This is a genomic window from Pseudomonas sp. DTU12.1 (genome assembly GCF_009873475.1).
GTDB lineage: Bacteria > Pseudomonadota > Gammaproteobacteria > Pseudomonadales > Pseudomonadaceae > Aquipseudomonas > Aquipseudomonas proteolytica.
This window is the reverse complement of record NZ_CP045254.1, coordinates 3655774-3679780: the sequence shown is the minus strand read 5'-3', so window position 1 is coordinate 3679780 and position 24007 is coordinate 3655774. Positions and strand designations below refer to the sequence as shown.

The following is a 24007-nucleotide window of genomic DNA, read 5'->3' as shown; positions in this document are numbered from 1 at the left end:
CAGCCTAGGGATGAGCCCCCCCATGCGGGGCTTTCGTGTTGCTCACTCGTTGATGATAAAGTTCCGCGATAACTCAACGAGGGAACGACATGAAATTATTCGTAGGTGCTCTGGCGTTAACGTTGCTGGCTGGTTGTGCTACATCGCCAGTACCTTCTGACAAGGCGCGTTCAGCACCATCTGAAAGGGTGAGCGGTTACCAGAAGCCAGTACCTGGTGGCAGCTCGCTGATTGTGACGAGAGACACTGGGTTTCAAGGTGGCGGATGTTTTGCAACGATTTTCCTAAATGGTGCACCCGTGGCGAAGCTGGACACTGGCGAGAAGGCTGTCTTCCAGGTGCCTTCAGGCGAGTGGTTGCTAGGTGCCGCGCTGGACGGTTCAGCGCTTTGCGCAGCTAACCCCGAACGAATGGAAACGTCAGTAGTTTTGAAGCAGGGCCAGCAAAAGAAATTCAGGGTTTTTATTCCTGCGGGTGGTGGGTCGATAGCCGTACAGCCGAGCAGCTTCTAAGTATTTAAGGAGAAGTTGATATGTCACAGGTGGTCGTTTTGGGCTGGCTTATTGTTGTCGGACTCACAGCCGTGGCGGCGAACGCGAAGAACAGATCTGCGTTCGAAGGCTTTTTGGTGGGGATTTTCTTTCCTGTTCTCGGACTGGTCATTTACCTAATAATCAAACCAAACCCACAAAAAACTTCAACTATTAAAGAAGGTCTTCTCGTCAACTCTAGCGGCGAGAGAGCCTGCCCTAGCTGCTCAGAACTTGTAAAAATGCAGGCGTCTAAGTGCAAGCACTGCGGAAGTGGTATCACGCCAATTACTGACGCTGAAGCAAGCTCTGCGCACGAGGCTGTGTACGGCCCCATGAGAAGCCACCGAACGATTCTAGTTTTGTTGCTAGGAATAGCTGTTGCGGTTTTCGGCTACTTTAGCCAGCACTAAATATATTTCCATAAGCCCGCCTAGAGCGGGTTTTTTTACGCCTGGAGAAAGCATGGCTACCAACTTCACGTCCTTGGGCATTGCCGTAAACTCATCGGAGGCGGTGAACGCTGCCGGCGACTTGGACAAGTTGGTCGACTCGGCAGAAGGCGCGGAGAAGGCGATTGTCGATCTGGGAAAAGCCGGCGATGGCCTGGCCAGCACCGGAAATAAGATCACTCAAGCTGAAAGTGAGGTGGCACAGGGCGTCGACAAGTCTACTGCCGCGATAGATCGCAGGTCCGGTGCAAGTCGCAAAGCCGCCGACAGTGCGGTAGCTGAGATCAATGTCATCAGCCAGCTAGACAAGGCGATGAGCGGCAATATCACCAGCATGGAGTCGCTGATCCAGGCTGAGGGATTGCTCGAGCGTGCCAAGAAAGGTGGACTGGTAACGATAGAGGACCAGGTCAAGTATCAGGATCAGTTGGGGAAGGCCCACGACAGGCTTGAAAAGGCTGAAGCCAAAGAACTGGCGCAGAAGCAGCGCCTGATAGAGGTTGAGGGCCGACGGATCGAAGCGCTGAAGCGCACCGTGAATGGAATGGACCCCTTAACCTCCAAGCTGGCGAAGCTTGAAGAGCGTGAGCGAGCACTCAACGAGCTTCATAAGCTAGGCGAGACTGACGCCAACCGCTACAACGAAGCTTTGGCAAAAATCGGCAAGGATCGTGCAGGGCTGACAGCTACGGAAACCGCGTTCGACAAGTTGAAGCTTGGCACTCGCCAGGCACAAGAGAACGTGATGCAGCTCGCCAACGCCCTGCAATCTGGCGATCTGGGGAGTGGTGCGCGGGCCATTGCGCAATTGGGTGCCGGTGCCGGCGAATCAGCTCGAAGTCTGGCGGGGATGATAATTCCAGCCGGCCTACTGGTGACCGTTCTTGGGTCGCTTGGATACGCCTATTTCGATGCAATGAAGCAGGCTCGCGAGTTCAATGCTGCTATCAATGGCGGCACCAACGGCGCCGGTCAGACAATCGCCAGCCTGAAGGATATGGCCGAAGGTGCCGGGCGCATCACTGGAAATCTATCTGGCGCGCGCGAAGCGGTTGTGTCGCTTGCGTCGGGGGCCGCCACAAGCGGCACGCAGATGCGCAATCTGGCTGAGGCTGCGACAGCGATCAGCGAGATCACGGGGCAGGGTGCCGGAGAGCTCGCAAAGTCATTCGCCACTGCTGGGGATACAGCTACGGAGGCTGCGGGCAAAATCAGCAGCCAGTATGGGCTGCTGACCCTCGAGCAGTACCAGGTGATCAAGGGGATTGATGACCAGGGCGATCATCAGCGCGCGCTTGATGTCCTGAGTGGCAATTTGAATGAGGCGGCGTTAGAGCGACTCAAGGCCTATCGCGGGTCTCTATCCGATATTGAGCGAGACTGGGACGACGTCGGGGAAGCTACGAAACGCGCTTACTCATATATTAGGTCGGAAGCTTTCCCAGACGTCGCAAAGCAGATCGAGATTACCCAGCGCGTGCTGGATACCCGTAAGGGTGGCGGATTCGCCGGCGCAGTCTCCAGCGGGCTGAGCTCGCTCAATACTGCGTTAGGCTTGGGTACCGGCGAGCATGACGACTCTACTGAGGCGCTGGAGAAGAAGCTCGCGAACCTGAAAGCCAGGCAAGCAGCCAACGCCAATCTGGCAATCATCACTGGCGAGAACACCGACGCAAACCAGAAAGCTATTAAGATCCAAAAAGAATTGGATGCGCAGCTCGATGAGATTAACCCTCTAAATAAGCGCACAGCAGGGCTGGACAAGCTCAACGATAAATTCAGAACGCTTTACGAGAATGCTGAGAGGATCGGCCAAAAGTCTAAGCTTCTGGAGGGTGTCGATTTTGACGGTAAAAAGTTCTCAGGGGGGGCTTACGATACCTTGGTTAAAGGGCTTAACGATAAAAACAAAGGCCCGAAGGCCGCCTCAGCTCAAGTCGATCTGACCAGTTTCAATAACGCTAAAAACAACCTGTCCGACATCGTCACGGACTACCGAAACGCCCAAAAGGAACTGGAGGCCCAGCAGAAGGCCGGCGTGGTGTCGCTGTCGGACTACGCAAAGCAGCGATCGGCCCTGATCAATCAGGAAAAGGACGATGTGACGGCCGCGTACCAGGCTGAGATCGATGCCCTGGAAGCGGCCAAGGCCAAGAAAGACACAACGGCGGCGCAGAGCATCCAGCTTGACCAGAAGATCGCCGATGCAAGGCAAGGGATGGTCAAGGCTCAAAAGGATGCCGATAGTCAGCTGACGGTCATCGCTACCAACGAGAAGGGCCGCCTGGAGCAACTGACGGCCGCCTCGGAGGCCTACGTCAATCAGCTGGAGCGCCAGCGCGCCGCACTGGAAGCGGCCGGTTCCCGTGCAGCAAACGGGCTGGGTCTGGGCGACCGGCAAGCAGCACTGCAGGCGAGCCTCGACGCAACCACTGATAAGTTCAACGACGAGCGCGCCAAACTTCTGGATCGCCGTAAGACAGCGCCTGATAAGTACAGCCAGGAAGACTACATGCGCGACCTGGCCAGCCTGGAAGATGCGGAAAGGAAGTACCGCGACACAGTGGTCGACAACTACGACAAGATGTCGGAGGCCCAAGGCGACTGGCGCAGCGGCGCTTCTTCTGCCTTCCAGAACTACCTGCAATCAGCCAACGACGTTGCCGGGCAAACCAAAAGCCTGTTCACCAATGCCTTTTCCAGCATGGAGGACGCGGTCGCTGACTTTGCCATTACCGGCAAACTTTCGTTTTCCGACTTTACCAAGTCGATCATCGCTGACATGGCGCGTATCGCTACTCGTCAGGCTGCGTCCGGTTTGCTGTCGGGGCTGGCGGGCACTGCGATCGGTGCCTGGTTCGGTGGCGGTGCAGCGGCGGGTGCAGGCGCTGGCAGTTTCGGCTCCAGCATCGGCAGCGCTCTAGTAGAGGGTAGGGCGTCAGGTGGTCCTGTCGATCCGAACACCCTGTATGAGGTAAACGAAAGGGGGCCTGAGCTGTTCAGTCAGGGCGGCCGCTCTTATCTCATGACGGGCGCACAGGGCGGCAGCGTCACTCCGCTGATGACTGGCGGCAACTCAATCATGGCTGCAGCTGGCAGCGGAGGGGGTGGGGGAGGCGGCAACACCTACAACTTTCCCGTGTCGGTATCCGTGCAAACGGCTGGCGACGGCGGTAATGCAACTCAGGAAGACACCTCGCAGGCCGGAAGGAATATCCAGCAGGTCGCCAAGACCGAAGCCGAGGCTGCCATCGCACGCGGTGTTCAGCCTGGCGGGGCTATCTGGCGAGCTATCAACGGGAGGTAACGATGGCGATTGAGACATTCACCTGGGCCACCCAGAACGGGGAGGCACCCGATATTACCTATCGGGTGCGCACCTCGCAGTTTGGGGACGGCTACAAGCAAGAGGTCGGGGATGGGATCAACAACAAAGTCGATGCCTACCCAATCACCCACACCGGCGGCCAAGCAAGAGCGCTGGAAATTATGGCGTTCTTCGATCGTCACAAGGGTGCCAAAGCCTTCCTCTGGACAACCCCGCTTGGCCAGCTTGGCCTTTTTACCTGCAAGAACCCGACCCCCACTCCCATGGGCGGGGGCGTATTCAAAGTGACGGCGACGTTCGAGCGCGCCTTCCACCCGTAAAGGTCAATCCATGTCGCTGATCAATGCTATCCAGACCCTTGAGCCTGGGAACGAAATCATGCTGTTTGAACTGGATGGCAGCGATTACGGCGCCGATGTGCTGCGCTTCCACGGCCATGCGATACCGCATACGCCTGCCGAACTGCTGGCCGCCGGCAGCAACGCTGACCAGCTGCCGGCCAAGTCGATCTGGTGGAAGGGCGAAGAGTATGGCGCCTGGCCAATGCAGTACGAGGGCAGCGAGGCGAACGGCGACGGCACCGCAGTACGGCCAAAGCTGTCGGTGGGCAACGTCAATGGACGAATCACCGCTCTATGCCTGGCCTTCGAGGATCTGCTCGAGTTCAAGGTGACAGTTCGCAACACGCTGGCCGAGTTCCTGGACGCGGTGAACTTCGAAGACGGCAACCCCGCGGCCGATCCCACCCAGGAATCGATCGAAGTCTGGTATGTCGACCAGAAGACCAACGAGGACGGCGAGACGGTCAGGTGGGACTTGGCCAGCCCTGGTGATGTCGGCGGCGAAACAATCGGCAGACAGATGACAACCCTGTGCCACTGGGCGCTAACCGGCGGGTACAGGGGGCCCGACTGTGGCTACACAGGGCCGTACCGGGACAAGGATGGGAATCTGACAGATAACCCTGAGAATGACATACCTGACGGAACGCTGGGCCGCTGCTGCATTCCCCGCTTCGGCGAGGGAAACCCTTACCCATTCGGTGGATTTCCCGCTGTGTCACTCATTGCCCGGAGCTGAGAAATGCGCAAACACATTATCGCCGCCATCCAGGTGCATGCGGCGGCCGAGTACCCGAAAGAGTGCTGCGGGCTTTTGATTTCCGTGGGCCGGGCACAGAAGTATTTCCCGTGCCGGAACATCGCCACGGAGCCGAACGAAGAGTTCCGGCTTGATCCAGAGGACTACGCCGCGGCGGAAGACCAGGGCCAGGTGATCGGCATCGTCCATTCTCATCCGGACGCCACCAGCCGCCCGTCATCGCGCGACCTGGCCATGTGCGAGGCCACGGCCTTGCCCTGGCACATATTGAGCTGGCCCGAGGGCGACCTGCGCACTGTCACCCCGAGCGGCAACACGCCGCTGCTAAAGCGCCCATTCGTGCATGGTGCCTGGGACTGCTGGCAGGTCTGCGCCGATTGGTACCGACGTGAGTGGAGCCTTGAGTTCGAAGCCTTCCAGCGAACAGAGGGCTGGTGGGAGAGTGCAGATAGCACCAGTCTGTACGAGGCGAATTATACCGCTGCCGGTTTCGAGCAAGTCGACAAACCACAGCGCGGCGACATGATCGTGATGGAGGTCGGGCGCACGGCGCATCCGAACCACGCGGGAATCTACCTGGGAACTGACCCGGCGCTGCCCGATGAAGAATCCGGCGTCTTTGGTCCCGGGCCCTTCGTCCTGCACCACCTCTATGGCCGGCCATCAGAGTTGATTGTCTACGGCGGGCCATGGCTTCAGCGCACACGCTTAATTCTTCGACACAAGGAGGCACGATGAGCGCCATCGTTTATTCGCCAATGACCACCGTCAAACTGTCCGGCTCGCTGGCTCAGAAGTTCGGCAGGCTGCACCGGCGTCAGGTTGGCCCGGGTGATACGTGGGAAGTTTTCCGGGCGCTTAAGGCCACCATTGAGGGATTCGAGGCCGAGATTCGCCGCCTTGACCGCCTGGGTCTTCGCTTCGCCATCTTCCGCAACCGTAAAAACGTCGGGCCGGATGAGTTCGGCATGGGCGGGGCCAGGGAGATAAGGATTGTCCCAGTCGTAGAAGGTCGCAAGCGGGGCGGCATTTTGCAGATTGTGCTGGGCGTCGTGCTGATTGCGGCCAGCTACTTCGGCGCGCCGACGGCGCCCGCCGGTATCGCGTTGCTCGCCGGGGGGGTGATTCAGATGCTCAGCCCGCAGGCATCAGGCCTTAAGCAGAGCGCAGCGCCTGAAAACATGCCCAGCTACGCATTCGGCAGCGCGAAAAACACCACGGCCAGTGGCAACCCCGTCCCCATCTGCATCGGTGAGCGCCGGTGGGGCGGCGCAATCATTTCGGCCTCTATCTACGCCGAAGACAAGACATAACCTCGACACGTCGAGCAAGCCGCCCAAGAGGCGGTTTTTTATTGCCTGGAGGAAAGCATGGGCGCAGCACAGAATCTGGATATTCACGGTGCCAAAGGTGGCGAGAGCAAGCCAAAGGCGCCGGTAGAGGCACCCGATAGTCTGCGCTCCACCAACGTGGCCAAGATCCTCATCGCAGTGGGCGAGGGTGAGTTCGATGGTGTGCCCACCGCACGCGACATTTTTCTCGATAACACCCCGATCCAGGACGCCAGCGGAAACTATAACTTCAGCAATGTGAAGTGGGACTGGCGACCAGGCTCGGTTGAGCAGACTTACATCCCAGGTATTCCGTCAGTCGACAACGAGACCTCCCTGAATATCGAGCTGCGCAGTGGCACGCCGTGGGTGCAGTCGTTTACTAACCTTCAGCTCTCTGCGGCGCGTATTCGCCTGGCCACACCGCGACTGGCGAGCCAGGATGGCGCAAACAACATCAACGGCTATCGCGTCGAGTATGCGGTCGACGTGGCAACTGATGGCGGCGCCTACCAGCAGGTTCTGTTAGGTGCCATGGACGGTAAGACGACCACGCGCTACGAGCGCTCATTACGCGTCGACCTGCCGCCGGCTGCCAGCGGCTGGCTGATTCGTGTTCGCCGAATCACCCCCAACTCGCAGAGCACTGACAAAGTTGCCGACAGCCTGTTCATCGCCGGCTACACCCAGGTGATCGACGCAAAGCTGCGCTACCCGAACACCGCGCTATTGTTCGTCGAGTTCGACGCCGAGCAGTTCACCAACATCCCGGCCGTCACCGTGAAATGCAAAGCGCGCCGTTGGCAGGTTCCGAGCAACTATGACCCGGTGGCGCGGACATATACCGGTGCCTGGGATGGCACAATGAAAGAGGCGTGGACCAATAACCCGGCTTGGGTCACCTACGGCATCTGCACCCAGGATCGTTTCGGACTGGGTCGCCGAATCAAGCCGTGGATGGTGGACAAGTGGGAGCTATACCGCATCTCACAATATTGCGATCAGTTGGTGTCCGATGGTGCCGGCGGCGTTGAGCCGCGCTTCTTGTGTGACATGAACCTGCAGGGAAAGGCCGATGCATGGTCATTGCTGCGGGACATCGCCGGCATCTATCGCGGCATGACGTACTGGGCTCAGGGCCAACTGGTGATGCAGGCTGACATGCCTCGGGCACAGGACATGGACTACGTCTTCACCCGGTCGAATGTCATCGACGGCAAGATCTCCTATGGCAGCGCATCGGCGAAGACTCGCTTCACGCGCTGCCTTGTCAGCTACGATAACCCGCTGAACAACTACGATACCGATGTCACAGTCTATTCCGATTTGCCGCTGCAGCGCCGCCTGGGCGACAAGCCGACGGAGATCAGTGCCATCGGCTGCACTCGGGCATCTGAGGCCCAGCGCCGTGCCAAGTGGCTGGTGCTGAGCAACAACCAGGACCGCACCATCAGCTTCAGGACCGGCATGGAAGGCCGTATTCCGCTGCCTGGGTTCATTATCCCCGTGGCCGACTCGCTGTTGGCGGGCCGGGAGATAGGCGGGCGCATTGCAGCCGCGGCGGGGAAGGTCGTCACCTTGGACCGCGATACCCTGGTCAAGGCCGGTGACCGGCTGGTGATTAACCTTCCCGGCGGGCGGGCGGAAGGGCGCACAGTGGAAAGCGTGAACGGCCGCAAGGTAACTGTGACTGTCGCCTACAGCGAGGCGCCGGCCGCGCAGCTTCAGTGGGCAATCGACGCTGATGATCTGGCTATTCCTCTGTATAGGGTTATGAGGACCGCCCGGACCCCAGAGGGCGACTACGACATCAGTGCGCTGCAGTTCGAGCCGAGCAAGTTTCCAAGTATCGACACTGGCGCACGCCTTGAAGAACGCCCAATCAGTGTTGTGCCGATCACAGTGGTACCGGCACCTGCGAGCGTCGACATCACGTCGAACCTCGCGATCGACCAAGGCCTGGCAATCAGCACCATGAACATCTCCTGGCCATCCGTACCTGGTGCGGTCGCTTATGACGTGGAGTGGCGCAAGGACAGCGGCAACTGGATCAAGCTGCAGCGCACTGGCTCGACGAGCGTGGACGTTACTGGCATCTATTCGGGCGCCTATCTGGCCCGGGTACGGTCTGTGAGTGCCTTCGAGATCTCTTCGATTTGGAAGAGCTCAAACCTGACCAACCTGAAGGGTAAAGAGGGTCTGCCGCCGGCGGTAGCGTTCCTGACCACCTCCAGCTTGGTCTACGGCATCGGCATCCAGTGGGGCTTTCCACCAGGTGCAGAGGACACCCAGCGCACGGAACTCTGGTATAGCGAGGCGCCCGATTTGGAGACTGCTGAGAAGCTGAGCGACTTCAGCTACCCGCAGGCCAAGCATGAGATGCACAGCCTGCTGGCGGGGGCGAGCCTGTTTTTCTGGGCGCGCCTGGTGGATCGTACCGGCAACGTCGGGCCGTTCTATCCGATCCCAGGTGCGGTAAATGGCCAGGCCAGTTCGGACCAGAGCGAGTACGAGAAGTACTTCGCGGACAAGATCGGCAAGGGGGCTCTGTACCAGGAGTTGCGCGAAGAGATCGAGCTTATTTCGGGAGATGGTCCTGGCTCGATGAATGCGCGTTTGCAAGAGCTGGACGCCCAGCTACAGGCGCAAATTGATGCGATTGCGGATATTGCAGACTCGGCGGCTTACGATCCTGAAAAGCCTTACACGGCAGGTCAAAGCGTGCTGTTCACTGACGGCATTCTGTATCAGGCCAAGGGTAGTGTTCCCGCTGGCGCAGCACCGCCAGATGCAAACTACTGGCTCAACGTGGGGCAGGCTGTAACGACTGCCAACGGCGTCGCCGCGCGTGTCACTACGTCAGAAACCAAGATCACCAATATCGAGGGGGTGAACACCGCTCAATCCACGGCAATCACTGGACTGCAAACCAGCCTCACCACCACCAACGGCAACGTCACTGCGGCGCAAAACGCTGCAAACGCGGCCAATACACTGGCAGGCGGTAAGGGCAAGGTGCTGGTGCAGGCGGCAGCTCCAGGGGCTGCTGATCAGCTTGTGCAGAATCTTTGGATCGATATCACTGGAGGTGCAAACACGCCGAAACGCTGGACGGGTTCCGCCTGGGCGGCTGTTAGCGACAAGGTGGCCACGGATGCAGCGACGGCAGCTGCCAATGCATTGTCGGTCGCGCAAACCAAGGCAGATGCATCGACCGTCACAGCTCTGGGCAACACCGTGACGCAGCAAGGCAACACCATCACGGCGCAGGGTACGGCGATCACCGGCATCCGGGCTTCTATCGGCCAGCAACTGGATAACCTGCTTATTCGAGGTAACTTCGAGGATGGCCTGGCAGATCCTTGGACCACATCTACTGGGTCCCCAGCAACAGCGGTCGTAGCCACTGCATCCAGTTCGACGGCATTCAGCAAGGCGATCGCCTTCTATGCCAACAGCTTTTGCGGGATCAACTTCAACATCCTGACTGTGGCGGGTGAGCAGTTCGATGTGACGGCGGAGATTTCTGGGGATGAGATGACCCCGGGGCAGACCGGCAACTTCCAGATGCAGTTCTACAACAGCGCCAATGTGAACTTGGGCTATGTGACGGCCTTTTCATTCGCGGCCACCACTGGCGCGGGTTTCAAAAAGTTCTCGGGCCGTATCACTGCGCCGGCGAATGCGGTTTCTGCCAGGTTCGTCACCCGAATCATGGTCGCGAACAGTACGGGGCGGGCTCTGTGGTGCAACATCGCGGCTCGCCGAGTTACGGCAGCAGACGCTGCAAATGCGTCCGCTACTTCAAGCTTGGCGGCCATGGTTAGCGATATCGATGGCAAGCTGGTTGCAACATCTGAAAAGGTTGATGGGGTTTACGCTCAGATCAATCCAGCCTATGCAGGCGACACCGCGACCAGTGCAGGCGACAACACTGTCAGCGCGGGCGTGTGGTCCGTGTGGTCAGCGATTGCCGAGGGTGATTCAGCCCAAAGTAAACGAACTGACTTGGTTGAGGCAAAGGTCAACGGTAACGCGGTTGCCATTGCTGCTGAGACCACTGCGCGAGTTAATGCTGAAGGGGTAATGGGTCAGCAAATTGCGACCGTAGAAACCAATCTCAGCGGAGCCAACCTATCGATCGCACAGAACGCCCAGGCTATTCAGACGGTCGGCGACAAAGTTTCGGCTACCTGGTCGGTGCGCCTGCAGTACACCTCGGCTACAGGTGAATATAAATATGCTGGTGTGGGGCTCGGCCTGGAAGACGGCCCTGGCGGCTTGCAGTCCAAGTTCATTATTGATGCGGATTTGTTCGCCCTTGGGCAGGGAGGCACGATTCCTTTTGCCGTAACGGACGGCCAGACGTTTATTAAAGCCGCGTTTATCCAGGATGGCACGATCACCAATGCAAAAATCGGGGCTTACATCCAGTCCGATGACTATGTTGCGGGTTCCGTTGGATGGCGACTGAGCAAGACCGGGGTTTTTGAAATAAACGGATCTGTTCCAGGGCAAGGGCGCATGACCATGACCAACAGATCTTTGCGCGTATACGACGCCGCTGGACAAAAAAGGGTGCAGCTAGGAGACCTATCGGAATGAGTTTCGGTATGCGGATATGGGGGGCTGACGGAGCCCTCCAGCTGGATGAAACATCCTTTACTGTCAGGGTTATATATTCGGCGCTTATACCCAAAACGGCCGGGCGCTTTATCGACATAGCTATTGCGGGCGTAACGCCCGCAACAGACTCCTGCGTCTGTATCCCTATCGTGCCCTACAGTACGAACGGGCAAAGCATCGACGCGATAGCATTTATCCCCTACGTCTATGAGGGCTATGTCCGGGTCTTCTTTGGAAGTCCGGCGGCCACTACTGGGCCGACCGGGTTAACCACTCAAAGACTGATAGTAATGAGGAATAGATAGTGTCGTTCGGACTGACATTCACAAACAATGACAACGTCGTGACTCTGGACTCTGAATTTTCAAGACTTGTAATTCTCGATAGCGGAACGTGGGCGGGCAGCGGCGGTATAGGCATTGCCTTTTCAAGTGTAATTACAACTGACGAGCCCCCGCTTGTGTTTGTTAGGCCAGACCAGGACGACTACTTCGCCGCTTGCCTCGTCCAAGGGAGCGCTGGAAACTGGCACGCCTTTAGGTTCAACACACTGAAAGGAAGTCACTCCAGCGGAAAGTGGTTTATCGCCGCATTCAAATCCGCGCCAATAGCTGATTACGGCCTGCGGCTGTGGGATGCGACCTCGAAGATTATTTTTGATAGCGGAACTCCGTGTGCACAATTTACGCGCACCATATCCGCCTGGAACTATCTCGGGGCAGAGCAAACTCAGCCGGGGGTTTTCAGGTACAGCTGGTCCGCTTTTTCACCGATAAACACTGGCGACTACATGATGCTAAACAATATTGCCATGGACATGGCGGGCACGGTGTCGAGGCAGGGCGTAGTCCAAGCGGTATGGGATTACGGCGGGAACAGGTTAGTTATCCAGGCCACTGGGGTGGACCTGCCGACCGCACAGTATCTCTCGGTAGTCTTTGCGAAGCCGATTTCTTAAATTAGATAAAGAGAACCTACTTATGGCCAGACAGGCAATTAACCTCGGCGCATTGCCGAACGGTGTAGGGGGCGATACTCCGCGCTCTGCGAACACTAAGATCAACGATATGACGCAAGAGCTTTATGATGCGCTGGGCGCTACTACGGGTGGAAGTAATGCCAACGGCACATTTATTAGGTTCGCCGATGGCACGATGATTTGTCATGCCGCTCTTGTTTCGATTCAAGCGACGGCCAATGTAAGGAAGGATACTAATTTGAATTTTCCTGCCGCGTTTTTGGCGACGCCGACTTTGGTTCCAACCCTTCAATATCCCACGGTAGTCGATAACAACAATGTCGCGGTTAAGCGCTTTACCGGAACAGCGACTGGCCCGAGCGCGGCTTTAATTCAACTGACTACTGCGGAAAATAATAACTATATGGTCGGCTACATTGCAGTTGGGAGGTGGAAGTAATGATCATCAAGTTGTCACCGTTTTCCCCCATCGACCCCGCCCAGAAAATAACCCTCGAAAGACGCGGTGAAGCGTTAGTAATTAATGGTGAGTGTTTCGACTTTGGGCCCGTTCCAGAAGGCGCCACGCTGCCAATGGAGGCGATCCTCAGCGAGTGGATTGCTCAGCCTGTCAGCCGTGTCGACGGGAGGCTGATCATCTGCATTCGACTACCTGTTGGCCCTGATGCATCTGCGTCTGCGCTTTACCCCGCCGACATCTTCAATCCACCCAGCGGCAATGTGAGGCTTCCCCAGTGAGCAATATCGATTACAGCATGATGAAGACTGCCGAACAGCTGCAGCAAGAGCGTGAGCGCGAAGCGCTGGAGGCCGCCCTGGCTTCGCGGCGAGCAGCGTATCTCTCCGAGTCGGATCCGCTGCGCCTGGAAGCTGACTACGATGCCTTGAGTCAGGGGCTGGAGCCCGACTACACCGAGTGGCTGGCATCCGTAGCGGCGATCAAGCAACGCTTCCCGCTGCCAGCCGCCGCCGAACCTTTGAGCGACTGAGTTTTTGTCGAACACCGCCACCCGCGATCGAGCGGGTTTATTTTTGCCAAAAATACCTGGAGCACACCGTGCCTTACATCGTCATCAATTCCAGCAACGCCTTCGATCCCCTCAACCTTATGGAATTCGCCACGGCGGATGAAGCGGATTCAAAGGCTCGCGAGCTGCTGGCCTCGCAGCCCCAGGCCGTTGTCCGTACAGCGCAGCTGCTGAACACCTACAGCGCCAAGGTAACTGTGAAGGTTGAGGCCGTGCCTGAGATCGTCCCAGCCGCCGACGAGTAGCTACGTACCGATCGGCCTGACACCCGCCCTGTGCGGGTTTATTTTTGCCTGGAGAAAAGCATGACCACTTCCGATAAAGACCGGGACATCCTGGCGCGCACGCTCTGGGGTGAAGCCCGCGGTGAAGGTTTGGCCGGCCAGATCGCCGTGGCCTGGACCATCCGCAACCGCGTGTTCGACGGCAAGGCCAAGTCCTGGTGGGGCGAGGGCTACGCCGAGGTGTGCCTGAAGCCGTGGCAGTTCAGCTGCTGGAACCAGAACGACCCGAACTACGTCTACCTCAGCGGTGCGAAGCCGATACCGGCCGCGCAGCTCGCCCAGGCCCAGCGTGCTGCTGACCAGGTGATGACCGGCGCTGTACCGGATCCGACTGGCGGGGCCACTCACTACTATGCAACCACGATGCCCAAGGCCCCGGCCTGGGCGGCGAAGGCCAAGCAAACGCTGCGCCTCGGGCACCACGTCTTCTTCAAGGATGTGCCGTGATGACGCCCGTACAGAAGCTGGCCGGGTTGGTGGTGTTGATCCTGGCGCTGATGGCCAGCGCCGCCGGCGTCACCTGGCAGGTTCAGGAGTGGCGCACGGGCAAGACGCTTGCCGAGCAGGCCAGCCTGCACCAGGACGAGCTGGACAGGATCAGCGCGGTGGCCATCAAGCAAGTGCGCGACGAGCAGGACAGGCGCCTGGGCCTGGAGAAGACGCTGGCCACCTCCGATCAACAACACACCCGAGAACTTTCCGATGCTAAACGCAACCAGACCCGCCTTCTTGACCGCCTTGCTACTGCTGATGTGCGGCTGTCAGTCCTTCTCGACGCCACGGATTCAGCCAGTGGCTGCGGAGTGTCTGCCACCTCCGGCGCCGTCGGCGTGGTTCATGGAGCCCGTCGAGCCCAACTTGACCCAGCGCATGCTCAACGAATTATCGCCATCACCGATGCCGGCGACCAAGGATTGATCGCTCTGCGGGCGTGCCAGGCGTATGTCAGGGCCGTCGCGCCCTGACCTACATTCCCGGTCGCAAAAATTAACATGACACCAATACACACCCACTTTGCAAAGGATTGCAAAAATGACAAACCCAATCGTTCCATGGATGGGCGGCAAACGTCGTCTGGCTGATCGCCTTATTCCACTGTTCCCACCGCACGAATGCTACGTTGAAGTGTTTGCTGGTGGTGCTGCGCTATATTTCATGCGCCCTCAGGCCGCGCCAGTTGAAGTCCTCAATGACATCAACGGCGACCTGGTGACGCTGTACCGCGTCGTGCAGAACCACTTGGAAGAGTTCGTGCGCCAGTTCAAATGGGCGCTCAGTTCTCGGCAGGTGTTCGAGTGGCAGAAGATGACCCGCCCTGAAACCCTTACCGACATTCAGCGTGCTGCTCGATTTTTCTACCTTCAGCACCATGCCTTCGCCGGCAAGGTGACGGGGCAGACGTTTGGTACTGCGACCACTGGTCCGGCAATCAACCTGCTTCGGATCGAGGAAAACCTTTCTGCAGCGTGGCAGCGTCTTTCCGGAACCTATGTTGAAAACCTCGGCTGGCTTGAATGTGCCGAACGTTACGACCGGCCTCACACCTTCCATTACATGGACCCGCCTTACTGGCAGACCGCTGGTTACGGTGTGGACTTTCCGTTTGAGAACTATGAACGGATGGCTGATTTCATGCGGCGCTGCAAAGGAAAGGTGATGGTCAGCATCAATGACCATCCGGACATACGGCGGGTATTTGAGGGGTTTCACTTTGAAACTGTAGATATTCGATATTCCACGACGAACCAGCGGCAGGGGAAGGCTGAGGTCAGCGGGGAGTTGGTGATAATGAATTGGAAACCCTCTGACCTCGGCGGGCTTTTCTAGGCCAGTCGCTTTATCAGTCCCAGGCCTTTGTTCCGTACGTTGCCCACGGCCGTATCGACTTTGAACCATTCGAAAGCCTCGGCCGGCTCGCCCTGGTGCAACACCATCTGCTCGGCACGCTCCTTGGGCGTGGCTGGGTCCAGCCATTCCCTGGCCAGCTCTGGCGTTAGCACCACGGGCCGCCGGTCGTGAATGTCCACCATGCCGCCGGCGCTGTCGGCGGTGATGATCACAAAGCCGTCATGCTCGCCTTGGCCTTCATCTGCGTCGGGTAGCTGGCCTATGGCCGCGCACAGCACAGGCGCGCCATCCCGCCGGCGGATCAGGTAGGGCTGTTTCTTTGGCCCGCCTTCATCAATCCACTCAAACCAGTTGTCCACGGGCGTGATTGCTCGGTGTGGCCAGATCGCCCGGAAGAATGGGCCGTAGGCCACTTTCTCGACTCGAGCGTTTATCGCCGCGGCACGGTCCTTGGCCCAGTGCGGCCGCCAACCCCACTGCACCAAGTCTGCGTGCAAGGTTTCATCTTGCAGGTGGAGCAGGGCGACTTGGGTTGTCGGTGCCACGTTGTAGCGCTCAAGTGGCGCGTCACCCACGGAATTCACCAGGGCGTTCGGCATGCTCAGTGCTGCAACGAAGTCATGAATTCCGCTGTACTGTGAAAGTCTTCCGCACATCGGCAAGCCCTCGGTAGAAATTTCAGCTTAGATCACGCGGCAAAATTTCTAAGGGTTTGCTTCCCCAGGCCCCATTTGTCGCTCGCGCAAGCCCCCATTCAAGTGAGTTGAGTTTGCTTCTGACAAAACCCAGGTCTGTCTTGCAGCTAGCAAGGGCGCAATTGGAGGTCTTGAGCTCTGCCCGAAGTTTGTCGCGTTCGGTAGATAACTCAGCGTGCATTCGCACCAGGCCATAGATGTCCTCTCGGGCTTTGCGAAGCTGCAGGTGCAGTTCCTGGATCTCGTTTTCCAGGAGCAGGGCGTGTTGCTTGTGCATTTCTAGAGGCGTAGGGCATCCAAGCCACTCGCAGGTGTCTTCATCGATTTTCATGGTGGGGTAATCCGAAGCTGTATGTTTATACAGTAATCGAGATTCGTGCGGACTGAGGTTGCGAGGCGACGAGCTGCAGGTGTTCCCGACGATCAGTTAGGGAGCATTGAGAACGGCCAGGGTCAGCTTGATGAACTCTTCGTTCCGGTCGATGGCGTCCAACGCGCCGCGAACGTTGTCGGCGATTTCGGTGCCGCCTTGCTGCTCAACCCAGTTCGTAAGCTCCATGATGGCCGCCTCAAGGGCGAGTTGGTTTTCGTTGATTTTGGACAGCAGGGAAGGGAGCAGGTCTGAGTTCGGCATCGTTGTTCCTCCTTGGAGTGAACAGCGTAGCAGTTGGTGTGCGCCACGCATGTTCTAGGGGGGGCTCCTTTCGACCGATTGTGTTGAAAAAGTCGGCTTGCCCAAAACGCTCGAATACTGATGGGTGAAATGACCTCTTTTGCGCGCTGCTACGTGAATTCAAAGCTTTGAACCGTCAGCCCATAACTCAGATTTCAATCTCTGGCGCGTTCTTTTCTGCCGTAGAGTTCGAAGCCGACTTTTTCAACAGAATTGACCCATAGCGGATAGTGGAGAAACTTAGGTGTGCGAGTATTAAGTAAGCGTCCGGAAACTCACTCTCCGGACGGTGAGTAGCAGTGGGAAGTTGCTAGCTGGCCCTGTTTTTGTTGCTGGCGCTTGCTGCACCGTATGCCTACACTCCAAAAACCTATAATACCAGTGCAGAACGGCGTACAAGCTCGTGCAAGGGCGTTCACAAGGATATGTGGAGTTGGATAGTGAGCAATTACCTACCAGCAGGAGCATTTTGAAAACAGAGCCGCGCTTGGGAGCGTTGCTTGCACTGGTAAGCTTGTTGGTGTTGGGCATGCCATGCGTGGAAGCACGTACGCTGTCCCAGATTCGGGAAAGCGGCGTCCTGCGCATATGCGTGGCTGGCTCAAGCGCTTCTTTCTACCGGACTAACGCGGAGGCGTTCGCGCGGTCACTCGGTTTACGCCCACAGGTAACGGAACTGCCGAGTTTCGATGCGCAGTTTCACGACGATCGGGGCGAGACCGTACGCGAGGCAAGCTACGACCCGAAGCTACTCGCCGAAGGCCGCTGTGATCTTTATCCAAATGACTTGCAGATCGTCCCTTGGCGCGAAACGAAGATGCTGCTCGTGCCCTATTACCGGGTACGCAACCTGGTCATCGCCCATCGCTCCAACCAGTCCCTAGGCAATGAGGTGTCTGATCTGCTCGGTCTGACGGCGGCAGTGCAGAAGGGCACGGGCTACGAGCAGTGGATCGATGAAGCCAATCGCGGTCCTCTCTCCAGTAAGCCGGTCAGAATGGTCTATGCGACAACCGAACAGGCGGTGAAACTGGTAGCCGATGCGAAGGTGGATTTCACGGTGTTGGGTAGTGAAAGCGCGCTGCGCTGGGCCCGTGAAGATCCCGAACGTCTCTCCATTGCGTTTCCGGTCAGCGAAGCGACCAGCGTTGGGTGGGGTGTTGCGCGCAACGCCCCGGATCTTGCGCGAGCACTGGAACAGTTCTTCCAGTCCAGCAATCGTATTGATTCGCCGCTCGATGCGAGCTGGCGGCGGTACTATCGCGTATCGCTCATGGAATACCGGCTGTTCGAGGAGTCCCTCAACGAGGACAGCCTTGATATCAAAACCGTAATGAGCTGGGCGATCCCGAGCTTGGTCGCGGTCCTGCTGTTGCTCGGCGCCATGCTGGCCTGGAACCGACGCCTCAACCGAGAAGTGGACGAGCGCAAGCGCGTTGCCGCAGAGCTAGCCGAGCGCGAGGCTTTCACTCGCGCGCTCATGGATACCAGCCCCGCCAGCCTGGTGCTTGCAGATCGGAACGGGGCCGTCAGGGAAGTAAGTCAACGCTTTTCACAGGCGACCGGTTATGTCAGCGAGGACCTGCTAGGGCGCGACGCCACGAGCCTGTATGTCGACCCTGAGGAGCGCGAACGCTTCCTCGAACTGCTGACACGAAACGGCAAGGTCGAAAACTTCGAGACCCGCCTGTTGCACAAAAATGGATCAATTCTCTGGGTTCTGGTTGGTGCATCATTCGTGACAATCCACGGTGAGACCCTGGTCGCCAGCTGGGTGCGCGATGTCACGGATCATCATGCGGCAGCAGCGGCGCTTAGCGAAGAACGCGCGCGGCTGCAGGCAATCCTCGATACGAGTCCAATCAACATAGCCTTTTCTACCGAGGGCGTGATCCGCTTCGCCAACCCCCGCTTCTGTGAAACGTTCGGCGTAGGCGTCGGTGACGCTGCTTCGCAGATTTACGCGAATGAGCATGATCGCGAAGCCATCGTCGAACGCCTCACGGACGACGGCATTGCAAAGGACCAGGAAGTACCGATGCGTGACCGGCAGGGGCGCGAACGCACCATACTTGTCACTTACCTGCCAATCCAGATCCAGGGGGAGCAAGGGCTGCTCGGCTGGCTGCAGGATATCACCGAGCGCAAGGCAGCAGAGCACGCGCAGCAGCGGGCGAAGGAGATTGCTGAAGAGGCGACGCGGGCAAAAAGCGACTTCCTTGCAAACATGAGTCACGAAATCCGCACGCCCATGAATGCGATCATCGGCATGTCTTACCTTGCGCTGAAGACTTCGCTGGACCAGCGGCAGCGCGATTATGTCTCGAAGATCCACAACGCGGGCACTTCGCTGCTTGGCATTATCAACGACATCCTCGACTTCTCCAAGATCGAGGCCGGCAAGCTTAGCGTCGAGGCAGTGCCATTTGAGATAGACGCAGTGCTCGACAACGTGTCCTCGCTGATTGCGCAAAAGGCCTACGACAAGGGCATTGAGCTGCTGTTCGACCGGGCGTCGGACGTTCCCGAGACGCTGCTTGGAGATCCGCTGCGTCTGGGCCAGGTCATCCTGAACCTGGTAGGCAACGCAGTGAAATTCACCGAACAGGGGCAGGTTACGGTCGTGGTTCGCAACCTGGACCGCACCGGCGACAAAGTTCAACTGCAGGTTCGTATCCGCGATACCGGTATCGGCATGACTCCCGAGCAAACCGGGCGACTCTTCGAGGCCTTTGCCCAAGCCGATAGCTCCACCACGCGACAATTCGGCGGTACCGGCCTGGGCCTTGCCATCTCGAAGCGCATCGTCGAGCTGATGGGCGGAACGATCGCGGTTGACTCAGAACCGGGCAACGGCAGCACGTTCTCTTTCAGCGTCTGGCTTGGTCTTGACCAGCACATGCGTACGCAGCGCCAGATTGTCCCTGCGGAGCTCGCCGGAGCGCGCGTCCTGGTCGTCGATGACAATGCTGACGCGCGCCAGATCCTTTCCGACATGCTTCGCGTAGCGGGGCTTTCGCCGGTCGCGGTGGCGTCAGGCGAGGCAGCTCTGGAGAGCCTTCGCGGTGCTGCGGCCGACGACCCGTTCCGGGTGCTATTGGTGGATTGGCAAATGCCAGAGATGGACGGCATCGAGACGACGCGCCGGGCGCTTGGCCTGCAGCCTGCACTGCACGCTGTCATGGTCAGTGCATTTGGGCATGACGAAATGCACGCCGCTGCGCAAGCGGCCGGCATTCGCGCGTTCCTGGTCAAGCCGGTCAACCAGTCCTCGCTGGTAGAGGTCCTGGTCAACTTATTCGCGCCGCAAACGGGCGTGGTGGCGCTAACCGTACCCATTGCGCAGGCGAAGGTGCTCGCCGGAGTGCGCCTGCTCGTCGCGGAGGACAACGAAATCAACCAACAGATTGCCAGGGAGCTTCTCGAGGCTGCCGGTGCCCAGGTGGAAGTTGCCGGCAACGGCTGCGAGGCGCTGTCGATGTTGGCTGCAGCGCAATACGACGCGGTGCTGATGGACGTACAGATGCCGCAGATGGATGGTCTCGAGACGACCCGGCGTATTCGCGTCGGGCCTCACTGCGCACAGATCCCGGTGATTGCTATGACCGCACATGCCAGGATCGAGGACCGGGAGCGCTGCATCGAGGCGGGCATGGTCGACCATGTGACCAAGCCCGTGGATCCGCAAGCACTCATTGCCACGGTTCTGCGCTGGGTCGTACCTCGGTCGGCGGCAGTGGAGCCGTCCAGCGCCGCATCGGGCGAGGAGCGCCTACCGGACATTCCAGGGCTAGATAGCGCTGACGGACTGAGGCGAGTGGCGGGCAATCGCCAGCTATACATCAAGCTGCTGGGTCAATTTGCCGACCGCAGGGCTTTGGAAGGGCAAGCGCTGGGGAACGCGCTACGCGCGGGTGATCGGGCGACGGCCGAGCGAATGGCCCACACCGTGAAAGGCGTTGCAGGCAACCTCGGCTTCAGCGGCCTGCAAGCCATGGCCGGTAAGTTGGAAACCGCGATCAGGGCGCACGCTGAGTCGGACGCATTGGTGAATGAATTGATCGAGGCGCTCTCGCTGGCCGTGCATGCAATCCGCCAAGCGCTGGGTAGCGGCCAGGCAGCACCGGCGGTGGTATCGAGCGTCGACTGGGCACAGCATGCCATTGCGCTCATCCACCTACTGGAGGCCAATGACGGAGCAGCGCCGGATTATATGGAACAGTATGCGGATTCGTTGCGCGGAGCACTCGGCCAGGACAGTTTCGAGCAGTTGATGAATGAGGTGAACAACTTTGACTTCGAGGCCGCACGGCTAACACTCAAACGTGCATCGACGGCCCGCGATACCACGTGCTGGAGGGAGCATCATGAGTGAAACGCAAAACTACTCACTTCGCCCGATCATCCTCATTGTCGATGATACGCCGGAGAACATTACGCTGATCAATGGCCTGCTGAAGGACATCTACCGCATGCGGGTGGCCATCAGCGGTGAGCGCGCGCTGAAGGCAGCGGTGCAAGAGCCTCGCCCGGACCTGATTCTGCTCGACATCATGATGCCTGATCTGTCGGGGTATGAGGTAGCAGAGCAGCTCAAGCGCGATCCGCGCACCGCTCATATCCCGATCATCTTCATCACCGCCATGGCGACAATGGAAGACGAGATCCTGGGTTTGCAGATGGGCGCCGTGGACTACATCACCAAGCCGATCAACCCACCCATCGTGCTGGCACGGGTGGAAACCCAATTGAAGATCAAGGCGGCCGCCGACTTTTTGCGTGATCAGAAGGCTTACCTTGAGCAGGAAGTCCAGCGCCGCACCGCCGAGGTCATCGCCATCCAGGATGTGACCATTCAGGCCATGACCTCGCTGGCCGAAACCCGCGACAATGAGACGGGTAACCACATTCGACGAACTCAGCACTACGTCAGACTACTGGCCGAGATGCTTCGCGAACATCCGAGGTTCCAGCAGTTTCTCAATGACGAAAGTATCCGCCTGCTATTTAAGTCAGCTCCGTTGCATGACATCGGCAAGATCGGCATACCCGATGACATACTGCTCAAGCCGGGGCGCCTCACGCCGGAAGAGTTCGAGACGATGAAGACCCATACGATACTGGGACGCGATGCCATCCGGCATGCCGAAGAGCAGTTGGGCATCTCGGTGGGTTTTTTGCGCCTTGCCAAGGAGATCGCCTACAGCCACCACGAGAAGTGGGATGGTACCGGTTATCCAGACGGGCTGAGTGCCGATGACATCCCCATCAGCGCTAGGCTCATGGCGGTGGCGGATGTGTATGACGCGCTGATTAGCCGACGCGTATACAAGAAAGGCATGTCACACGATCAGGCGCTGGATATAATCCGAGAGGGATGTGCTACGCATTTCGATCCAGATATCTGCGAGGTTTTCCTGGCCAACCATGAGCAATTCCGGGCTATCGCGGTGCGTTTTGCTGATCGCGGTCAGGATGGCTAATCAAAGCGTCGCCGTGAAATCAATGTCAAGGGCTTTTGGTCATTTTTTTGAGGTTTTGAAATGCCCCTTAGAGGCAATGCGAACTCCATCGATTATTTGGCATCATCTGCTTGAACGTCCGTTATGGGTCGATTGTGTTGAAAAAGTCGACCCGGCCTGGTGACCCATGCATTGAGCGGTGAAAGCGCCTTTTTTGCACGCGGCTACGTCAAATCTGAGTCCTGAACCTTCTGCATTCAACACAGATTTCAATCTCAGGCGCGCACTTTTCTGCCGTGGAAACCAAAGCCGACTTTTTCAACACAATCGGCCAAAAGCAGACATTCATAAATGATCACGTCCTTCGCGAACTTTATAAAAAAATCCATGCAATACTTCACGATTAATCATTCATTGAAAGCGGTAAATGGCTGGATTTCACTCGGCGGAGTTGTTGCCCCGGCCAATACATAGCACCAATAACCCACGTCGTGCCATTCTCCGAGTTTGAAACCAACCTCGGAAAATATGCCGATGGGCTTGAAGCCAACTCGCTCGTGCAAGCCGACACTTTCGGCGTTCGGTAGCGAAATACCGGCATAGGCAGAGCGAAAGCCCTGTCGTGTGAGGATGGGAAGCAGTGCGGCATAAAGGCTGCGTCCAACGCCAGTGCGACGATCACTTTGAGCGATATACACTGTAACGTCGACTGCCCAGCGATAGGCAGCACGAGCCCGATGCTGGCTCGCATAGGCATAGCCGATCACTCGACCTTCTCGAGTAGCCACCAAAAAAGGGTACGTTTTCAGGGTGGTTAATATGCGTTGCCGCATATCTTCGACCGTAGGCGTAACCTCTTCGAAAGAGATGGAAGTGTTTTGAACGATTGGCGCGTAAATGGCCTGAATTTCTTCTGCGTCATCCGTATGGGCAATTCTTAACTCAATAGACATGCCACCCTCTCAAATTGAACGCTGATTAACACGCGCCATCAGATGCTCGGAGCTTTCTTTGCGCTCGGAGTAGCGGTCGACCAAATGTGCCTGTTGATCGCGTAGCAGAACGGTGAACTTCACCAGCTCCTCCATCACATCCACCACACGATCGTAGAACGGCGACGCTTTCATCCGCCCGGCGTCGTCGAATTCCATATAGGCCTTCGGCACAGAGGATTGATTGGGGATGGTGAACATGCGCATCCAGCGGCCCAACACGCGCAACTGGTTGACCACGTTGAACGATTGCGAACCGCCGCAGACCTGCATCACGGCCAGGGTCTTGCCTTGGGTCGGGCGCACAGCGCCGAGTTCCAGCGGGATCCAGTCGATCTGCGCCTTAAACACGGCGGACATCGCACCATGCCGCTCTGGTGAACACCAGACCTGACCTTCCGACCACAGCACCAGGTCACGCAATTCTTGCACCTTGGGATGGTCGACCGGAACGTCGTCGGGCAGGGGCAGTCCGGACGGGTTGAAGATTCGCGTTTCGGCGCCGAAGTGTTCGAGCAGGCGCGCGGCTTCCTCTACCAGCAGACGGCTGAACGAGCGTTCGCGGGTCGAGCCGTAAAGCAGCAGGATGCGCGGTTTGTGCTCGCCCGGTTTCGCTGGTTTGCCGTCATCGAACAAAGTCAGGTCGAGGTTGGGTAGATGGGCGGACATGGGTTCTCC

23 protein-coding genes are annotated in these 24007 nt (G+C 58.2%); 18 read left to right on the top strand and 5 right to left on the bottom strand.

Going from position 1 to position 24007, the window contains the following annotated elements; genetic code table 11:
* Positions 1–89 precede the first annotated feature (89 nt).
* The 16 genes from GDV60_RS15920 to GDV60_RS15845 all read left to right on the top strand — a co-directional run bounded on the left by GDV60_RS15920 (position 90) and on the right by GDV60_RS15845 (position 15486).
* Complete coding sequence (locus tag GDV60_RS15920) at positions 90–512, top strand: hypothetical protein (protein ID WP_070996042.1); 423 nt, start codon at positions 90–92, stop codon at positions 510–512.
* Positions 513–532: 20 nt separating this feature from the next.
* Positions 533–943, top strand: a complete 411-nt coding sequence (locus tag GDV60_RS15915; RefSeq protein WP_070996043.1) for a hypothetical protein — start codon at positions 533–535, stop codon at positions 941–943.
* Positions 944–995: 52 nt separating this feature from the next.
* Positions 996–4289, top strand: a complete 3294-nt coding sequence (locus GDV60_RS15910; protein WP_070996044.1) for a phage tail tape measure protein — start codon at positions 996–998, stop codon at positions 4287–4289.
* 2 nt (positions 4290–4291) lie between these two features.
* Positions 4292–4630 (top strand): phage tail protein, encoded by a 339-nt coding sequence (locus tag GDV60_RS15905; RefSeq protein ID WP_070996045.1) that lies wholly within the window; start codon positions 4292–4294, stop codon positions 4628–4630.
* A 10-nt stretch (positions 4631–4640) separates the two neighbouring features.
* Complete coding sequence (locus GDV60_RS15900) at positions 4641–5390, top strand: phage minor tail protein L (RefSeq protein WP_159908068.1); 750 nt, start codon at positions 4641–4643, stop codon at positions 5388–5390.
* Between the two features lie 3 nt (positions 5391–5393).
* Positions 5394–6149, top strand: coding sequence for a C40 family peptidase (locus GDV60_RS15895; RefSeq protein ID WP_070996047.1), 756 nt, complete (start codon positions 5394–5396; stop codon positions 6147–6149).
* Positions 6146–6724: a tail assembly protein gene (locus tag GDV60_RS15890; RefSeq protein ID WP_070996048.1), complete on the top strand. Its 579-nt coding sequence runs from the start codon at positions 6146–6148 to the stop codon at positions 6722–6724. Before GDV60_RS15895 ends, GDV60_RS15890 begins: the two co-directional genes overlap by 4 nt.
* A gap of 57 nt (positions 6725–6781) precedes the next feature.
* Positions 6782–11347, top strand: coding sequence for a phage tail protein (locus GDV60_RS26860; RefSeq protein WP_083335468.1), 4566 nt, complete (start codon positions 6782–6784; stop codon positions 11345–11347).
* Positions 11348–11672: 325 nt separating this feature from the next.
* Positions 11673–12326 carry a hypothetical protein gene (locus GDV60_RS15880; protein WP_070996050.1) on the top strand — a complete coding sequence of 218 codons (654 nt, stop codon included), beginning with the start codon at positions 11673–11675 and terminating at the stop codon, positions 12324–12326.
* Between the two features lie 22 nt (positions 12327–12348).
* Complete coding sequence (locus tag GDV60_RS15875) at positions 12349–12786, top strand: hypothetical protein (protein ID WP_159908066.1); 438 nt, start codon at positions 12349–12351, stop codon at positions 12784–12786.
* The gene (locus GDV60_RS15870) at positions 12786–13085 is read left to right on the top strand and encodes a hypothetical protein (protein ID WP_070996051.1); all 300 of its coding nucleotides are present in this window, start codon (positions 12786–12788) and stop codon (positions 13083–13085) included. Before GDV60_RS15875 ends, GDV60_RS15870 begins: the two co-directional genes overlap by 1 nt.
* Complete coding sequence (locus tag GDV60_RS15865; RefSeq protein WP_070996052.1) at positions 13082–13336, top strand: hypothetical protein; 255 nt, start codon at positions 13082–13084, stop codon at positions 13334–13336. Before GDV60_RS15870 ends, GDV60_RS15865 begins: the two co-directional genes overlap by 4 nt.
* Before the next feature lie 68 nt (positions 13337–13404).
* Positions 13405–13620 carry a hypothetical protein gene (locus tag GDV60_RS15860; RefSeq protein ID WP_070996053.1) on the top strand — a complete coding sequence of 72 codons (216 nt, stop codon included), beginning with the start codon at positions 13405–13407 and terminating at the stop codon, positions 13618–13620.
* Positions 13621–13680: 60 nt separating this feature from the next.
* Entirely contained in the window at positions 13681–14106 is a 426-nt protein-coding gene (locus GDV60_RS15855; RefSeq protein ID WP_070996054.1) for a cell wall hydrolase, read from the top strand.
* Positions 14106–14624 carry a lysis system i-spanin subunit Rz gene (locus GDV60_RS15850; protein ID WP_070996055.1) on the top strand — a complete coding sequence of 173 codons (519 nt, stop codon included), beginning with the start codon at positions 14106–14108 and terminating at the stop codon, positions 14622–14624. The genes GDV60_RS15855 and GDV60_RS15850 overlap by 1 nt, the downstream gene beginning before the upstream one ends.
* 67 nt (positions 14625–14691) lie before the next feature.
* On the top strand, positions 14692–15486 hold the full coding sequence (locus GDV60_RS15845) for a DNA adenine methylase (protein ID WP_070996056.1): 795 nt from the start codon (positions 14692–14694) through the stop codon (positions 15484–15486).
* Here GDV60_RS15845 and GDV60_RS15840 read toward each other — a convergent pair.
* The 3 genes from GDV60_RS15840 to GDV60_RS15830 all read right to left on the bottom strand — a co-directional run bounded on the left by GDV60_RS15840 (position 15483) and on the right by GDV60_RS15830 (position 16836).
* Positions 15483–16163: an SOS response-associated peptidase family protein gene (locus tag GDV60_RS15840; RefSeq protein WP_070996057.1), complete on the bottom strand. Its 681-nt coding sequence runs from the start codon at positions 16161–16163 to the stop codon at positions 15483–15485. The genes GDV60_RS15845 and GDV60_RS15840 overlap by 4 nt on opposite strands.
* 22 nt (positions 16164–16185) lie before the next feature.
* Entirely contained in the window at positions 16186–16533 is a 348-nt protein-coding gene (locus tag GDV60_RS15835) for a hypothetical protein (protein ID WP_070996058.1), read from the bottom strand.
* A 96-nt stretch (positions 16534–16629) separates the two neighbouring features.
* Entirely contained in the window at positions 16630–16836 is a 207-nt protein-coding gene (locus tag GDV60_RS15830) for a hypothetical protein (protein WP_070996059.1), read from the bottom strand.
* A gap of 472 nt (positions 16837–17308) precedes the next feature.
* Between GDV60_RS15830 and GDV60_RS15825 the strand changes: the two genes are divergently transcribed.
* Both GDV60_RS15825 and GDV60_RS15820 read left to right on the top strand, forming a co-directional pair.
* Positions 17309–21250 (top strand): response regulator, encoded by a 3942-nt coding sequence (locus tag GDV60_RS15825; RefSeq protein ID WP_070996060.1) that lies wholly within the window; start codon positions 17309–17311, stop codon positions 21248–21250.
* A complete protein-coding gene (locus GDV60_RS15820) occupies positions 21243–22358 on the top strand; it encodes an HD-GYP domain-containing protein (RefSeq protein ID WP_070996061.1) in 1116 nt (371 codons plus the stop codon). The genes GDV60_RS15825 and GDV60_RS15820 overlap by 8 nt, the downstream gene beginning before the upstream one ends.
* A 386-nt stretch (positions 22359–22744) precedes the next feature.
* On the opposite strand, the gene GDV60_RS15815 is transcribed toward GDV60_RS15820, so the two are convergent.
* Together GDV60_RS15815 and arsH are read right to left on the bottom strand one after the other, a co-directional pair.
* Positions 22745–23290, bottom strand: coding sequence for an arsinothricin resistance N-acetyltransferase ArsN1 family B (locus GDV60_RS15815; protein WP_070996062.1), 546 nt, complete (start codon positions 23288–23290; stop codon positions 22745–22747).
* A gap of 9 nt (positions 23291–23299) precedes the next feature.
* On the bottom strand, positions 23300–23998 hold the full coding sequence (gene arsH / locus GDV60_RS15810) for an arsenical resistance protein ArsH (RefSeq protein WP_070996063.1): 699 nt from the start codon (positions 23996–23998) through the stop codon (positions 23300–23302).
* Positions 23999–24007 lie beyond the last annotated feature (9 nt).

Bases quoted from the DNA above. Each gene is read 5' to 3' on its own strand.
- GDV60_RS15920 (WP_070996042.1), top strand. From the start codon at position 90: ATGAAATTATTCGTAGGTGCTCTGGCGTTAACGTTGCTGGCTGGTTGT.
- GDV60_RS15915 (WP_070996043.1), top strand. From the start codon at position 533: ATGTCACAGGTGGTCGTTTTGGGCTGGCTTATTGTTGTCGGACTCACA.
- GDV60_RS15910 (WP_070996044.1), top strand. From the start codon at position 996: ATGGCTACCAACTTCACGTCCTTGGGCATTGCCGTAAACTCATCGGAG.
- GDV60_RS15905 (WP_070996045.1), top strand. From the start codon at position 4,292: ATGGCGATTGAGACATTCACCTGGGCCACCCAGAACGGGGAGGCACCC.
- GDV60_RS15900 (WP_159908068.1), top strand. From the start codon at position 4,641: ATGTCGCTGATCAATGCTATCCAGACCCTTGAGCCTGGGAACGAAATC.
- GDV60_RS15895 (WP_070996047.1), top strand. From the start codon at position 5,394: ATGCGCAAACACATTATCGCCGCCATCCAGGTGCATGCGGCGGCCGAG.
- GDV60_RS15890 (WP_070996048.1), top strand. From the start codon at position 6,146: ATGAGCGCCATCGTTTATTCGCCAATGACCACCGTCAAACTGTCCGGC.
- GDV60_RS26860 (WP_083335468.1), top strand. From the start codon at position 6,782: ATGGGCGCAGCACAGAATCTGGATATTCACGGTGCCAAAGGTGGCGAG.
- GDV60_RS15875 (WP_159908066.1), top strand. From the start codon at position 12,349: ATGGCCAGACAGGCAATTAACCTCGGCGCATTGCCGAACGGTGTAGGG.
- GDV60_RS15870 (WP_070996051.1), top strand. From the start codon at position 12,786: ATGATCATCAAGTTGTCACCGTTTTCCCCCATCGACCCCGCCCAGAAA.
- GDV60_RS15855 (WP_070996054.1), top strand. From the start codon at position 13,681: ATGACCACTTCCGATAAAGACCGGGACATCCTGGCGCGCACGCTCTGG.
- GDV60_RS15850 (WP_070996055.1), top strand. From the start codon at position 14,106: ATGACGCCCGTACAGAAGCTGGCCGGGTTGGTGGTGTTGATCCTGGCG.
- GDV60_RS15845 (WP_070996056.1), top strand. From the start codon at position 14,692: ATGACAAACCCAATCGTTCCATGGATGGGCGGCAAACGTCGTCTGGCT.
- GDV60_RS15840 (WP_070996057.1), bottom strand. From the start codon at position 16,163: ATGTGCGGAAGACTTTCACAGTACAGCGGAATTCATGACTTCGTTGCA.
- GDV60_RS15835 (WP_070996058.1), bottom strand. From the start codon at position 16,533: ATGAAAATCGATGAAGACACCTGCGAGTGGCTTGGATGCCCTACGCCT.
- GDV60_RS15830 (WP_070996059.1), bottom strand. From the start codon at position 16,836: ATGCCGAACTCAGACCTGCTCCCTTCCCTGCTGTCCAAAATCAACGAA.
- GDV60_RS15820 (WP_070996061.1), top strand. From the start codon at position 21,243: ATGAGTGAAACGCAAAACTACTCACTTCGCCCGATCATCCTCATTGTC.
- GDV60_RS15815 (WP_070996062.1), bottom strand. From the start codon at position 23,290: ATGTCTATTGAGTTAAGAATTGCCCATACGGATGACGCAGAAGAAATT.
- arsH (WP_070996063.1), bottom strand. From the start codon at position 23,998: ATGTCCGCCCATCTACCCAACCTCGACCTGACTTTGTTCGATGACGGC.